19 protein-coding genes are annotated in these 12,771 nt (G+C 68.5%); 12 read left to right on the forward strand and 7 right to left on the reverse strand.

The genetic code is table 11. The annotated features are described in order from the left end of the window. Positions 1 to 219: 219 nt before the first annotated feature. A complete protein-coding gene (locus OG709_RS16605; protein ID WP_250301340.1) occupies positions 220 to 576 on the reverse strand; it encodes a GatB/YqeY domain-containing protein in 357 nt (118 codons plus the stop codon). Between the two features lie 313 nt (positions 577 to 889). Here OG709_RS16605 and OG709_RS16610 point away from each other — a divergent pair, with 313 nt between their 5' ends. After that, positions 890 to 1,297 (forward strand): hypothetical protein, encoded by a 408-nt coding sequence (locus OG709_RS16610; RefSeq protein WP_250300932.1) that lies wholly within the window; start codon positions 890 to 892, stop codon positions 1,295 to 1,297. Positions 1,298 to 1,372: 75 nt separating this feature from the next. Here the strand turns inward: OG709_RS16610 and OG709_RS16615 are convergent, their stop codons facing one another. Further along, complete coding sequence (locus tag OG709_RS16615) at positions 1,373 to 2,512, reverse strand: TDT family transporter (protein WP_250300931.1); 1,140 nt, start codon at positions 2,510 to 2,512, stop codon at positions 1,373 to 1,375. A gap of 271 nt (positions 2,513 to 2,783) precedes the next feature. Here OG709_RS16615 and OG709_RS16620 point away from each other — a divergent pair, with 271 nt between their 5' ends. Genes OG709_RS16620 through tgmC form a run of 6 tightly spaced genes read left to right on the forward strand, consistent with a single transcriptional unit; the run spans position 2,784 to position 6,658 of the window. Further along, entirely contained in the window at positions 2,784 to 2,975 is a 192-nt protein-coding gene (locus OG709_RS16620; protein WP_250300930.1) for a hypothetical protein, read from the forward strand. Beyond that, on the forward strand, positions 2,959 to 3,486 hold the full coding sequence (locus tag OG709_RS16625; RefSeq protein ID WP_250300929.1) for a DUF6879 family protein: 528 nt from the start codon (positions 2,959 to 2,961) through the stop codon (positions 3,484 to 3,486). The genes OG709_RS16620 and OG709_RS16625 overlap by 17 nt, the downstream gene beginning before the upstream one ends. Then, entirely contained in the window at positions 3,483 to 4,316 is an 834-nt protein-coding gene (locus OG709_RS16630; RefSeq protein WP_266642179.1) for a helix-turn-helix domain-containing protein, read from the forward strand. The genes OG709_RS16625 and OG709_RS16630 overlap by 4 nt, the downstream gene beginning before the upstream one ends. 54 nt (positions 4,317 to 4,370) lie before the next feature. Then, positions 4,371 to 4,550, forward strand: coding sequence for a hypothetical protein (locus tag OG709_RS16635; protein ID WP_329166716.1), 180 nt, complete (start codon positions 4,371 to 4,373; stop codon positions 4,548 to 4,550). After that, positions 4,550 to 5,509, forward strand: coding sequence for an ATP-grasp ribosomal peptide maturase (gene tgmB / locus OG709_RS16640; RefSeq protein ID WP_329166718.1), 960 nt, complete (start codon positions 4,550 to 4,552; stop codon positions 5,507 to 5,509). Before OG709_RS16635 ends, tgmB begins: the two co-directional genes overlap by 1 nt. 3 nt (positions 5,510 to 5,512) lie before the next feature. Further along, positions 5,513 to 6,658, forward strand: a complete 1,146-nt coding sequence (tgmC, locus tag OG709_RS16645; protein WP_326694536.1) for an ATP-grasp peptide maturase system methyltransferase — start codon at positions 5,513 to 5,515, stop codon at positions 6,656 to 6,658. 63 nt (positions 6,659 to 6,721) lie between these two features. Here tgmC and OG709_RS16650 read toward each other — a convergent pair whose 3' ends face one another. Then, positions 6,722 to 6,931 (reverse strand): DUF397 domain-containing protein, encoded by a 210-nt coding sequence (locus tag OG709_RS16650; RefSeq protein WP_329166721.1) that lies wholly within the window; start codon positions 6,929 to 6,931, stop codon positions 6,722 to 6,724. Continuing rightward, the gene (locus OG709_RS16655) at positions 6,928 to 7,758 is read right to left on the reverse strand and encodes a helix-turn-helix domain-containing protein (RefSeq protein WP_250301338.1); all 831 of its coding nucleotides are present in this window, start codon (positions 7,756 to 7,758) and stop codon (positions 6,928 to 6,930) included. Before OG709_RS16655 ends, OG709_RS16650 begins: the two co-directional genes overlap by 4 nt. Before the next feature lie 104 nt (positions 7,759 to 7,862). On the opposite strand from OG709_RS16655, the gene OG709_RS16660 reads away from it, so the two are divergent. Together OG709_RS16660 and OG709_RS16665 are read left to right on the forward strand one after the other, a co-directional pair. Continuing rightward, positions 7,863 to 8,234, forward strand: a complete 372-nt coding sequence (locus OG709_RS16660; protein WP_329166723.1) for a hypothetical protein — start codon at positions 7,863 to 7,865, stop codon at positions 8,232 to 8,234. Further along, complete coding sequence (locus OG709_RS16665; protein WP_329166725.1) at positions 8,231 to 9,034, forward strand: NUDIX domain-containing protein; 804 nt, start codon at positions 8,231 to 8,233, stop codon at positions 9,032 to 9,034. The genes OG709_RS16660 and OG709_RS16665 overlap by 4 nt, the downstream gene beginning before the upstream one ends. On the opposite strand, the gene OG709_RS16670 is transcribed toward OG709_RS16665, so the two are convergent. Next, complete coding sequence (locus OG709_RS16670) at positions 9,002 to 9,250, reverse strand: hypothetical protein (protein ID WP_443068539.1); 249 nt, start codon at positions 9,248 to 9,250, stop codon at positions 9,002 to 9,004. The genes OG709_RS16665 and OG709_RS16670 overlap by 33 nt on opposite strands. A gap of 97 nt (positions 9,251 to 9,347) precedes the next feature. On the opposite strand from OG709_RS16670, the gene OG709_RS16675 reads away from it, so the two are divergent. Further along, complete coding sequence (locus OG709_RS16675) at positions 9,348 to 9,878, forward strand: hypothetical protein (RefSeq protein WP_326694533.1); 531 nt, start codon at positions 9,348 to 9,350, stop codon at positions 9,876 to 9,878. An 88-nt stretch (positions 9,879 to 9,966) separates the two neighbouring features. Here the strand turns inward: OG709_RS16675 and OG709_RS16680 are convergent, their stop codons facing one another. After that, positions 9,967 to 10,506 (reverse strand): class IV adenylate cyclase, encoded by a 540-nt coding sequence (locus OG709_RS16680; protein WP_326694532.1) that lies wholly within the window; start codon positions 10,504 to 10,506, stop codon positions 9,967 to 9,969. 218 nt (positions 10,507 to 10,724) lie between these two features. On the opposite strand from OG709_RS16680, the gene OG709_RS16685 reads away from it, so the two are divergent. Further along, entirely contained in the window at positions 10,725 to 11,552 is an 828-nt protein-coding gene (locus OG709_RS16685; RefSeq protein WP_329166726.1) for a M55 family metallopeptidase, read from the forward strand. A gap of 123 nt (positions 11,553 to 11,675) precedes the next feature. On the opposite strand, the gene OG709_RS16690 is transcribed toward OG709_RS16685, so the two are convergent. After that, positions 11,676 to 12,011, reverse strand: a complete 336-nt coding sequence (locus tag OG709_RS16690; RefSeq protein ID WP_250300917.1) for a cupin domain-containing protein — start codon at positions 12,009 to 12,011, stop codon at positions 11,676 to 11,678. Between the two features lie 106 nt (positions 12,012 to 12,117). Between OG709_RS16690 and OG709_RS16695 the strand changes: the two genes are divergently transcribed. Further along, a complete protein-coding gene (locus OG709_RS16695) occupies positions 12,118 to 12,672 on the forward strand; it encodes a cysteine hydrolase family protein (RefSeq protein ID WP_329166729.1) in 555 nt (184 codons plus the stop codon). The last annotated feature ends 99 nt before the right edge of the window (positions 12,673 to 12,771 follow it).

Here is a 12,771-nt window from a genome sequence, read left to right on the forward strand (position 1 = left end):
ATCATGAGATGTCCCGCTCACTTAATGATCACCCATGGTGGCGGCGGCTGCTCGGTGAGAATGCCTTCCCGCGATCACCCGGGCCACTCGGAACGTGGGACGGCTCACAGTCGCGGTTGCCGGGCGTACGCGGCGCCGCAGGGGCGTGCGCGATGACGTCGGTGGTTGCAGGGGCGCATGCGGGGACATCGGGGACCGTACGTGTTCCCGGCCCTGCTCCTACGTCGCTTCGGGTGCGACACGACGCGCCGTGTCCTGCTCAGCGCCGGGACCGTCGAGGAAGCGGAGCAGTACGGCGGCCTCGGCGCGGAGCCGCGCGGCCCGGTCGGCGTGCGCGGGCGCGGTCAACTGCTCTGCGGCCTCCAGCCGTTCGGCGACCTCGGCCCGCACGACCTCCACCACGTCGTGCTCGCTCAGTTCACGCCGCGCCGCTTCGGTGGTACCGGCACCGACCGGCGACTGCTCAAGCGCCAGGCCGCGCAACTCGGCTTCGCCGACCGGCACCGCCTCGGCGTTGTCCAGCACACCGAGCGTGGCGCGCAGGGCGCTCACCGCGGCCTTGTCACGGGCGCGCATCGCTTCCGGCAGTGCAGAACGCATACGAAGACGTAGAGACATACCGGTGACCCTATGGCGGCGTCCCCGAGCCCACAAAGCGATGGGCGTGCAGCACCGACTTCCCGCCAAGTCCCGGGCCTCGACGCCCGCCTCGGCATCCACCACGACGCCCAACACCTGTGGCAGGAACGCTAATTGAACGCGTGACTACTGGACCGGACCCGGGAGGCATCCGGCGTCAGCAGATCGTTAGCGGGACGTAAGCGACGGACGACAGGCTGGCGGCCGTCAGCGGGTCCGCCTGCGCGTCGCAGCAAGGAGCAACAGGAAAATGAAGAAGATCAGGGTCGCCGTTCTCACGGCCGCAGTCCTGGCGGGTCTCGCCGTGACGGCCGCGCCCGCCCAGGCGGTGAGCCACTGCAAGGACAGTGGCGCCGTCTACATCTGCGAGTACGGGGTCACCGTCCAGAAGCTCCCCGACGGTACGAAGCAGGAGTTCCTGGTCGGCACCGACTCGGCGGTGTGGACCCGCTGGAACAACACGAGCGGGAAGTGGACCGGCTGGCAGTCCATGGGCGGGGTCGTCTCCGGCCGGATCGTCGTCATCGACCGCTGGAGCAACGGCGACCCCTGGAAGTTCGCCCTGAGCGTCCCGACCCCGGACGGCGGACGCTGGGTCAACGCCCGCAACCACGAAGGCGTGTGGACCGGCTGGTTCCCCATGCCCGACCCGGAGTAACCCAGCGCCCCTGTGCGTGACAGGGGGCCGAACCGGTGAGGGCGCGGACAGGACCGGATGGTCCCGCCCGCGCCCTCACGTGGTACGGCCCGTCTCTGGCTGAGCCGCCAGTGGTGCTGCGAGCAGCGCTCCGCTGAACAGGCCCCTGACCGAACACACCGCGGCCACCAGCCAGGCCACCGCCAGCAGGACGTACAGCGCCACCGCCAGCCACGTGTACGCGGCGAGCCCGGTGTGGCGCGCCAGCCCTTCGGCGCCCGTAACACAGGTGCCGACCGGGAAGGTGAAGGCCCACCAGCCCATCGAGAACGTCATGCCGTGGCGGAGGGCGCGCACCACGAGCGCCCCGGCCAACACCAGCCACAGCATCGCGAAGCCCAGCATCGGCACACCGAAGACCAGGGCGAACGCCCCGAACCCGGCCGCGTACTCGGGGCGGACCGTGCCCTGCGCGGCGTCGGCGAGCTGGTTGACGGCGGTGGTGGCCTGTCCCACCGGCCCCAGTACGAGAAAGAGCGAGGGCGTGAGGGCGAGCGGCAGCGGGCCGTACACGACCAGCCTGCCGACGAGCAGCGGGAGGATCAGCAGAGTGGCGAGCAGACTCATCCCGAACATTCCGTAACAGCCCAGCAGGAGCGTCTCGCGCCAGGCCCCGGCCGGCAGGTGCGGGATCAGGGGGGCGCCCAGCGCCGCAGACACCATCGGCGGGACCACGGCCAGCAGCCAGACCGCGGAGGCGCCGTCCGGCCCGATGCGGTGACGCACGACCATCAGATACGGGACCACCACGGTGCAGGCGAGACCGATCACCGTGCCGGCGGTCCACAGCACCGAGTCCGCCGCGAGGGCCGCGCCCGGGCCGATCACGGAGCGGCCGACCGTCAGGGTGGAGTTGCCGACGGCCATCAGCCCCATCGCCAGACAGCCGTAGAAGGGGGCGACGGCCGGGTCGAGGAGATGGGCGCGGGCCTGGTCGCTGTGGTACAGCCAGTGGCCCGCGCGGGCGACCGCCACCGCGATGAGCGCCAGCACGGCGAGGGCCCAGACAGCCGTGCAGACCGTGTACAGGCCCGGCACGTGGACGGGGAGGGCGGCCCCCGAGCTCGACACGATCGAGGTGCCCATGACGAGCGCGTACCAGTTGGGGCCGAAGTGGCGCAGCGCGGGCAGCCGTACGGACGGAGTGCGGGCGGAGGAGTGGGCAGGTAGGGCCATGGCACCCAGCATTGCGTGGTGTCAGGGCTCCTGCCGGGAGCGACAGCCCTATGAGGTCAGAGAGCCTGGAGTGATGAGCGAACTGGTGGCGGGCTGTCAACTACAGGGCATCACAGAGCACTCTCCCGGTCCGGATATTCCCGGGACCGGGGCTCGAAGTAGCAGGTCGGGCCCCCGATTTCCCGTACCGGAAAGTCAGGCCCCTTGCCCTGCACTCCCCGGTCCCGCAAGGATCAACAACGGACCCATCGGCCACGGAGAGGGAACGCCTGTGAAGCCGACCGTGTTGGCGAAAGCGTGCGACAAGAAGGACTGCCCCACCATCTACCGGACGGATCGGGGCACGATTCTCGTGCAGGGCTCGACGCCGACCGATCACGGACTGGAGATCCCCGCGCACGAGACCGTGGTGGAAGTCCCCTTGGAGCTGATCCTGAAGGCGTTCGGTGATCAGCTTGGCTAGATCCCTCGGGGACTTGTTCGACGAGTTCACCTGCGAAGCATTCCGGCTGGAGACCTTGTCCGACTACAGCGGTTCGGGCAACACGGACGCCTATCGTGCCTTCATGGACGGGCAAGTTCAGCCGGAGAACTACAACGCCGAGTGGCTGGCCGAGGTGCGGACGCATGTCGCCGCGGGAAAGCGCCTCTACCGGGTCCACCTGCTGACCCGGCCGTTGACTCCGTATCTGCGGTTCGAGCTGGGATGGGGGTACGTCGCGAACGCCATGGCCGGTGAAGAGTTCTACATCCTCGACGTGACCGACCGGCCCAATCCGCTGCCCGAAGGCGTCCACGACTTCTGGCTCTTCGATTCGGTGGTGCCCGCGCCCATGCGCTACGCGGAGGGTGGGACGTTCGCAGGGGCCGAGATACTTCCCCGGGCAAGGGCTGCCGAGTTCGTGGCCTACCGTGACACGGCTCTCGCGCACGCCGTGCCGTTCGCGGACTGGTGGACGAAGCACGGCAAGTGAACCGATCGGAATTGGGCTCAGCGTTACGGGCACTGCGGAGCGCTTCCGGCAGGGAAGCCAAGACAGTCGCCCGGGGCGCCGTCATGTCCGCGAGCAAGCTCAGCAAGATCGAGACGGGCAAACTCGGCCCGAGCGCCGATGACGTGGACCGCATCCTCACCGCCCTTGGCGTATCGGAGGATGTGAAGTCGGAGTACATGGACGCCGCTCGGGCCGTGGCGACCGAAGCCACCGCATGGCGGCTGATCCAACGAGCCGGTCTGCACCGCGCCCAGCGTCAACTCAAGTCCGTGGAAACCCGGATGAACCTGCTGCGGCTCTTCCAGCCGGCCCTGGTGCCCGGCCTGCTCCAGACCCCCGCGTACATGCGGACCGTCCTCTCCCGGCACGAGGACCTGACCGAAGCGGCGGTCCGTGAGACCGTCACCGCGCGGCTTGAGCGCCAAGCCCTGCTGTACGACGCGAGCAGGACGCTCCGCTTCGTGGTCACCGAACCCGTACTCCGCTGGCTCATCGTCCCCCCGCTGGTCATGGCCGGCCAGCTCGATCAGCTCGTCAGCATGTCCCGGCTTCCCCATCTGGACATAAGAGTCGTACCCATGACGGGCAGTCAGCACGACATACCGAACCATGCCTTTGTCATCCGCGACGACCGCACCGTGACAGTGGAAACCGTGCACGCCGAAATCGTCGTGACAGATCCCCGGGATGTCGCCCTGTACGTATCCAAGTTCGACGGATTCGCCCGCAACGCACTGCACGGTGACGACATGCGCAGCCTTCTGGAGACCATCCGCAACGAATTGTTGCAGCAACGGGAAACAGCCTAGAAACGGCTTTCCCACAGCACCACGATGGACCTCCGCATTGGAGGTGCAGCACCTATGAAGCAGACGCAGACGCCTTGGGGCACCGGCAGAATGATGCCGTACGCGGTCACCGCCCCGGATTCTCGGTTCACCCCCGTGATGTCCCGTGTCACCCCGGTGACGTCCCATGTCACCCCCGTGACGTCCCATGTCACCCCCGTGATGTGCCACGACCAGGATCAGAGTTCCGGCTGATGGACGGCTCACGCGAATCGGTGCTGGTACTGACCAATCCCTCCGACGCGACGGCGGACCTGGTGCTGCGGCTGCTCGCCGAACGCCGGGTTCCCGTGGTCCGCCTCGACCCCGGCGTGGACCTGCACGACGGTTCCTCCCTGACCGCCACGTACCGCACGGGCGACCAGCGAAGCACCCTGCGCACCCCGAGGCGGGAACTCGATCTCACGCGGGTGCGGTCCGTCTGGGTCCGCAGACCCTCGCCGTACGGGGGCGCTCCCGGACTGTCCGGGCAGGCCCGCAAGTTCTCCGCAGAGCAGTCCTACTGGGGAACCGGGGGGATCCTCGCGTCCCTTCCGGGAGCCCTCTACGTCAACCATCCGTGGAGCAACCGCGCGGCGGAGTACAAGCCCGCTCAACTCGCGACCGCCCAGCGGAGCGGGTTCCTGGTGCCCCACACGCTGATCACCGACAACGAGGACGACGCCCGCGAGTTCGCGGCGGGTGAGCGTGGCGGAGTGGTCTACAAACCCGTGTGGAACACGCCCTACCGCGTGGACGGCCAGCCGCACAGCGTGTGGGTGCGGGAGGCGCGCAGTCACGAGATCACCCATGCCGTGGCCGTATGCCCGTACATGTTCCAAGCCAAGGTGGACAAGGTGTTCGACGTGCGTGTGACGGCTGTTGGCGACCGGCTGTCCGGGACCCGGATCGACAGCTCCGATCGCGACCGGCGCTACCGGCCGAACTTCACGCAATGCACCCCGATCAGAATTCCCGAAGCCGTCGAGCACTCCGTTGCCGCCTATCTCGCGGAATTCAGGCTGACGTTCGGCGCGTTCGACTTCGCGGTGACCGCCGATGACACCTGGTACTTCCTGGAGTGCAATCCCAACGGGCAGTGGGCATGGCAGCCGACCGGGACCACCGACTTCGTGGCCCGCGCCATCGCCGACCAACTACAGAAGGGAATCTGACACATGAGCGCATCCACTTCCCTGCGCGCCGCCCTGACAGGCGCTCTCACCGAAAACGGCACGCTCACGGATCCCCGGTGGCGCAGCGCAGCCGAAGCTGTTCCCCGGGAGTTGTTCGCCGGCTCCTACTTCGAGCGGGTGCCGGGCAGCGTCCCGGCCCGCTACCGGCCCGTCCGCCAGGACGATGACGGGTGGCTGCGAGGCGTCTACACGGACCAGACGCTCATCACCCAGCTCGACGGCCGTACCAGGCCCGACGACGTCGAAGCCGGAACGGATATCGAGGGCTCCCCCTCGTCGTCCTCCACGCTGCCGTCACTGGTGCTGCGCATGTGGCAGCAACTCGGCGTCCGACCGGGTCAGCGCGTCCTGGAGATCGGTACCGGAACCGGATACTCGGCCGCCCTCGGCGCGCACCGACTGGGGGACGGCAATCTCACCAGCATCGAGTACGACCCGGTGATCGGCAGCGCCGCAGAGTCCGCCATCAGGGCAGCGGGGTACGCTCCCCGGCTGGTCATCGGCGACGGACTGCGGGGAGATCCGGACGGCGGAGCGTACGACCGCCTGATTTCCACCTGCTCGGTCCGGTACATCCCGGTGCCGTGGCTGCACCAGGTGAAAAGGGGCGGCAAGATTCTGGTGCCCCTCTCCGGATGGAGTGACGCATCCGGGCCGGCGCTGCTCACCATGACCGGCCCCGGCACCGCCACCGGACGGTTCCTCCCCGGGCGCACCAGCTTCCTGCTGGCCCGCACGCACGACCGGCCGCACCGCCCACCACTGGCTCTGCTGCCCGGTGCGGAACGCCCGAGCCTGATCGACCCCGGCATCATCGGCACGTGGACCGGAAGCTGGGTCGCCCAGCTCGCTGCGCCATCGGCCGAGCGGATGGGAGCAGGGTCCGAGCAGATCCTCTGGGACGTCTCCACCGGTTCCCAGTCACGGACCACGTCCGGGCCCGGCGGTGGCTGGACAGTCGTACAGCGTGGCCCGGTCCGCCTGTGGGACCAGGTCGAGACCGCGGTGCGGAGCTGGCAGGCAGCCGGTGAACCGCACCAGGAGAACTTCGGCATCACGGTCACTGCCACCCGGCAGCGCGTGTGGATCGGCGCCGAGGACGGTCCGGGCTGGGATCTGCCGATCTGAGCTGCCCCACCGCGCGGCGCACGATGGGGCAGCCCGGAATTCGGTACGCGCCGGGCCGGGCCGTCAGACGGCGCCGAACTCCGTGCCCTTGACGCCCGCCACGAAGGAGACGAACGCACCGGCGGAGACGGCCAGAACCGGACCGCCCGGGTTCTTGGAGTCACGGACGGGGACCACGCCGCGCGGGACGACGAGGTTGACGGCGACCTCGATGCAGGCGCCACCGTTGTCGCTGTACGAGGACTTGAACCAGCGGGGAGATTCGGTCGTCACGGAGAGCCCTTTCGTAACCGGTTGATCATGGCCACGGACGCCGCTTGGGACAGCGCCTCGGCCTGTAGTTGATGGTAGGCCGTCAACAGGGGTACTACCGAAGTGCTTTCCCGGTCGAGATGGCCCCGGTGGGCGGACTCCGCGTACGACATGAGCTGGCGGTCCGACAACGTCAGTATGTACACGGGCAGATTGAAGGGTCGACGCTCCCCCATGTCGAACGGAGCGATCTGGAGCACGGTGTTCGGGAGCTCGGCGAACTCGGCCAGCCGCGCCAACTGCGCGTCCATGACCGCAGGACCACCGACGGGCCGACGGATGCAGCTCTCGTCCAGCACCACCAGGACCAGCGGCGAGGGCGTCCGGAGAAGTGTGGACTGCCGCGCTGCGATGTGCGAGACCCGCTCGCTTGCCTGATCGGCCGCGATCGCACCACGCTTGACGGCGCTGTCTGCCAGTACCGCCGCGTACTCCGGAGTCTGGAGCAGACCGGGTACGACGCCCACCTCGTACACCCGGATTTCCGCCGCACGGCCTTCGTGCCCGACGTACTCCGGGAACCCCTCAAGCAGGGTCGTGCGCCGTACGGCCCGACCCTGGCGTTCGAACCTGTCTCCCGTCCCGAAGACCCTGTCCGCACTTGCTGCGAAACGGGTAGTTGGAGGGCGCCGACCAGTTTCGACGGCAGAAATGTGCGTACCGGAGCAGCTCATGCGCTCCCCCAGCTCGTCCTGCGTCCATCCACGTTCATCCCGCAACGTGCGGAGACGCTGCCCGAACGCCGCGCCGGGCGACTTCTCAGGATCCAGCTCTTTTCGATTCACCAGCTACCGCCTAACTACCCGACCAATTACCGCAAGTTGAATGCACTCCCACCCTAGGTCACGATGAAGCCCCTCGGTAGTGGAACGACTACAGAGAGGAGCGAACGTTGCCTTCGGAGCGCATTCCGTCCACCGGCCAATTGGTCGCCGACGCAGCCCAGTTGGCGGCGCTGGTAAGGGCCGGCGGGTTCTGGCGGCTGGCCCCGGCGTGGCTGCCGCGTACCGGGTACGCGCCGCTCACCCAGGACGTTCTCCGCGAGGTCGTCACCGGACTGGAAAGGCAGTTGGACCGCATGGACGAGCAGCCCGAACTCGAATCCTCCGTACTGAAGTGGCCGCCCTGCCGGTGTGGCCGGCCGGTGTGTCCCGACGCCCCGAAGGCGGATGCGGACGCCGTCACCGTCGCCAACCCCGAGGAGTCGCCCACGATGGCCCGGCTTCGCGTACGGCTGCGTGAGGGAAGGGAGACCCGGGCATGACGGATCAGGATCTCGGCCCTGTCGACCGTGGGTACTGGACGAACAACGACCGGGAGAACGCCGAGGACGCCGCCACCGCGTTCGTCAATGCTCTCCGGCGCCTCCAGGTCGACTTCGACGACATCGGCATCGAAGAGCCGTGCGTGGCCTGCAACCACCCTCTGCACAAGGTGTCCCTGGGTTCCATCTCCGTGGTGGAGGCTGAGCAGTTCGCCTCTCGCATCAACCGCCGGCTCGACGAACTCGACGCACTCACCGAGGGCGCCGCGCCGCCCACAGCCCCTGGGCGGGGCCCAAAACGCCGCCCACACATGAGTGTTGGGGCGATGAACCCGCCCCGCCGGAGTATCGGAGCCACCGCACTGGTGCGTAACGGCGGGGGCGCCGTACTCCTGGTCAAGACGGCGGACCGGGACGAATGGCAGCTACCCGGCTGCGGAGCCCACCAGGGGGAGCGCGTCGCCACCGCCGCATCCCGTGAACTCGCCGAGGAGACCGGCCTCCACCGCCGCCTCACCCACTTCCTCGCCCTCGATCACGTTCCCGCGTCCACATCCGCCGAAGGCAAGAGCTCGGCCGAGGGGTTCACCATCGTCTGCGACGGCGGACGGCTCACCCCCGAAGAGGAATCCGCACTGGCCGTCCCCGAGGACGCGGCCGACGGGATCGCCGCCCTCAAGTGCGTACCCCTGGCCCGGCTCGGCGACTACACCTCGCCCCCACAGGAGCGACGCATCCGCGCTGCAATGTCCGCCCTCGACAAGGGCCTACGACTGCCACTGCTGGTACTCGGCACGTAGCGCCACTTGCGCCACTGCGCCGCCTTCACGACCGGGTGAAGCGCCCAGGGCGAGGGCGACCGTGATGTCCAGTCCGTGCACCACGTCGTGGCCGAGTGCTGCCGCGAGCCCGTCGACCGGCGGTGTCCACGAGTGGTCGGCGTTGTCCCCCAGGAACGCGACGAGTTGGGTGGTGGAGCGGGTAGCCGCGTCCCTGCGGGCAACCTGGTCGGTCATGCGATGCAGGCTGCCCCGAGCCTTGACCAGCTCGCCGATCATTGCCGGACGGGAGAGCCGAAAGCCCATCGACATTGGCCAACGGAGAGGAACTGCTGTGACAGCAGTCGAGGTGCCCGAGCCCGAGCCCGACTGGCAGGAAGCCACCACCCCGCCCTACGGCACGGGCAAGAACCCAGCCCATCAGTGGAGCGTGTGGGAGCACTGCTCCCCGACGTTTCAGATGATCGGGGTGCTGAGACTGCCGGTACGCCCCGTGGCCCGGCGGTTGCGCCTGCACGTGGAACGGTCGTGGGACGGGCTGGACGCGCTCGATGTCGTCCTGTTCCGGCTGCGGGGCTACAGCTTCGCCCTCAGCAAGCACGACGGTAATCCCGCCGACGTCTCGTACGTCTGGCTCACCGAACCGCACGGGGATGCCGACCAGGCATGGGACGTACTTCTGGAAGTGGTCGGTATCGGCGCGGAGGCCGTCGCCTTCCGGGGCGGCGCTCACGAGGGCCTGTCGGTGCAGTCCTCAACGGCCCGGGAGGGCACCGAATCTGCTCATGTCCCGGGCAACGTCCCAGAGAGGTCTCTCTGGGCAAGGATTCGCTGTGTCATCGGCATGCCGCGGTCCCCGTCGTGACGCTCCTCAAGCCGCGTTGGCTGTGCAGAAATCGCCGCCGTGACGGGACCGATGCGCGTACGGCCGTCGGCCGTGGTTGCAGGACCTGTTACGAGAATCGCAGGTCAGTGATGGCTTCGAGGTCGATCCCGTACCGCCTGAACACCTTGGTCGTGTTCTCGCTCGTCAGCTCATCCCTGGGAATCGACAGCTGCTCGGCCGTGCGCCACACGTCGTTCTCGGCGTCGCCCTCGATCTCCAGGTACGGCGGGATGCCGGGCCAGGAGTCGATCTCCAAGCGGACCCCGTCGAGCAGCAGCCACGAGCTACGACGGTTCTCCTGATACGAGCGGTGCGTCAGCCCCATGAGCCCGAGGAGGGCATGCGTCTCCTCGAAGGAGCCGACCGTGGTTTCCGTCTCCTGGGTGCCGTCGATGGCGTCGGATGTGATCGTCTTGACGCACAGCGTGACCGCGTCTCCGGAGTCACGCAGTCGCACCCAGCGCCCCTGTACGTGCGGAACCGTGTCGTAGACGTACCGGCGCATCAACCACTCGCCCCGGAAGACCCCACCTGCCTGCTGGATGCGCGACGCCATCAGCGAGGGATCGACGTCCAGGAACTTGGCTTCGTACTCGACGGCGTGCACTGACTCTCCCTCGTCCGGCCCGCGACGGTCGGACGGGCGTCATCCAAAGACGCTAGTGCGCAGGAGAGTTGGTTCGTTGCGCGATTGCGCGAGATTGCGGAAGTTCACTCCGGAGAGGTCATGCCCCCGTGCTGGAGGGTGCTGGCGGCGCGTACACGACATGCCAGCGCGGCGAACCCGTGCGATGCGGCGTCCGCCCGTCCGTACACTCCGCAGCCATGAAGGTACTGATATCAGTCGACATGGAGGGCGTCTCGGGGATCGTGCACCCCTCCGAGACCAACCCCGAGCGCTACGACTACGAGCGGGGCCGGGCGTTGATGACGGCCGAGGCGAACGCCGTGATCGCCGGGGTGCTGGACGCCGAGCCCCATGCCGTGGTGTGGGTCGCCGACGCGCACGGGACGTTCCGGAACCTGCTGCCGGAGGAGCTCGATCGCCGGGCCCGTCTGGTGCGGGGCAAGCCGCGACCCCTGGGGATGCTCGGTGGGCTCGACGAGGACACCGACGCCGTCCTCTTCGTCGGCTACCACGCACGGGCCGGCCGGGGGCCCGGCGTACTCGCGCACACCATGAGTGACGCGACCCTGGATGTCCGGGTGGCCGGGCGTTCGTTGGGCGAGATCGGGCTCAACGCCGCCATGGCGGGGAAGTTGGGCGTGCCGGTCGTGATGCTCAGCGGCGACGACACCGCCTGCGCCGAACTGCGCGAGCTGGTGCCCTCCGCGGTCACCGTCGCGGTCAAGGAAGCCCTCGCGCAGGCCGCCGCGGTCGTCCTGCATCCCGAGGAGGCCCGGGAGCAGCTACGCCGGGCGGCGGCCGAGGCCATCGCCCGGCGGGCCATGGTGTCGCCCCTGACCATGGCCGGACCGCTGACTGTCGAGGTCGACCTCTCCAGCCCGCACATGGTCGATCTGGCGACGCTCGTGCCGGGTGTCTCCCGCGTCGAGGGCAGCCGCACGATCACCTTCACCACGACCGACTTCGCCGAGGCCTACCGGCTGGTGCTGCTGCTCGTACAACTCTCTTCGGTCAAGCCCCGCTAAGGACTGCCGCAGTGCGCCTTGTCACCCAGCACAGCGGCGGGACGACTGCGAGGGCGGCCCGGACGTCCGGCCATCGGCGGAATGCCATTCAGACGCCCGCGGTAACCCGGAGCCCTGCGCTGCCTACGACTCGGACGTGCGCGATCCGAAGGCGGGACCGAACACCACGAGCAACGCCAGGTCTTCGGTCACGTCGATGAATCGGTGCTCCTCACCGGCCGGTACAAAGATCACCGCTCCGGGGCCCACCTCGGCCGTCCGGTCGGGCGTCGTGATCTTGGCGCGCCCGGCGGTGACGACGTAGATCTCGTCCTCGGTATGAGGGCTCTGGGTATCGCGTCCTCCGACCGGGATGCAGTACGTGCCCACGGACAGATCCGACGTCCGCAACTGCTCGACCCAGTCGTTGCCCACTGCGCCGGGATGCGCCCACGTCCCGGCACCCTTGATGATCTCCACGGGGTGAGCGTAGTGCTGCGTCCGGCCCGTCACTACCATGACCGACGGAGTAGCCGCCTTGCCGACTTGCAGGGCACTGGACAGAGAGACCGAACGGGAGCCTGTCGTGACCACTGCACTGATCATCGGCGACATCCAGCAGGGCATCACGAGCAACTACCCGTTCGCCAGGCGCGTCGTGCCGCCGCTCACCGAACTGCTGCCGCGTGCCCGCGCGGCCGGTGCGCTCGTGGTGTTCGTGCACTTCGCCTTGCGGAGCAACGGCACCGACCTGCCGCCGGACAACGCACTCTTCAGGACGTTCCACGAAGCCGGGGACACCTTCCATGAGGGATCGGCCGGGACCGAGATCGCTCTGCCGGTCGCCGACGAGGACGTCGTCGTGGTGAAGCGCCGGGCCAGCGCGTTCGCGGGTACGGATCTCGACCTCGTACTCCGCGCGAGCGGCGTCACCTCTCTCGTGATCGCCGGAGTCGCGACCAGCGCGATGGTGGCTGCGACGTGCTACGACGCGGCGGACCGTGGCTACCAGGTGACCGTGCTGCGTGACGGGTGCGCCGACGGTGACGCGGCGATGCACGACTTCTTCATGGATGCCGTCTTCCCCAGCCGGGGATTTGAGGTCATGCCCTGCGCCGGTTGGTACGGAGACCAGGGCTGAACTCGGTCCCGCGCCGGTCGCCGATGACGGCGAGCGGCGCGGGACCGGATCAGGCGCGGGACCGGATCAGGCGCTGAACCGGGCACTGATCGGGAGCCG

The sequence above is a fragment of the Streptomyces sp. NBC_01267 genome (genome assembly GCF_036241575.1).
Lineage (GTDB): Bacteria > Actinomycetota > Actinomycetes > Streptomycetales > Streptomycetaceae > Streptomyces.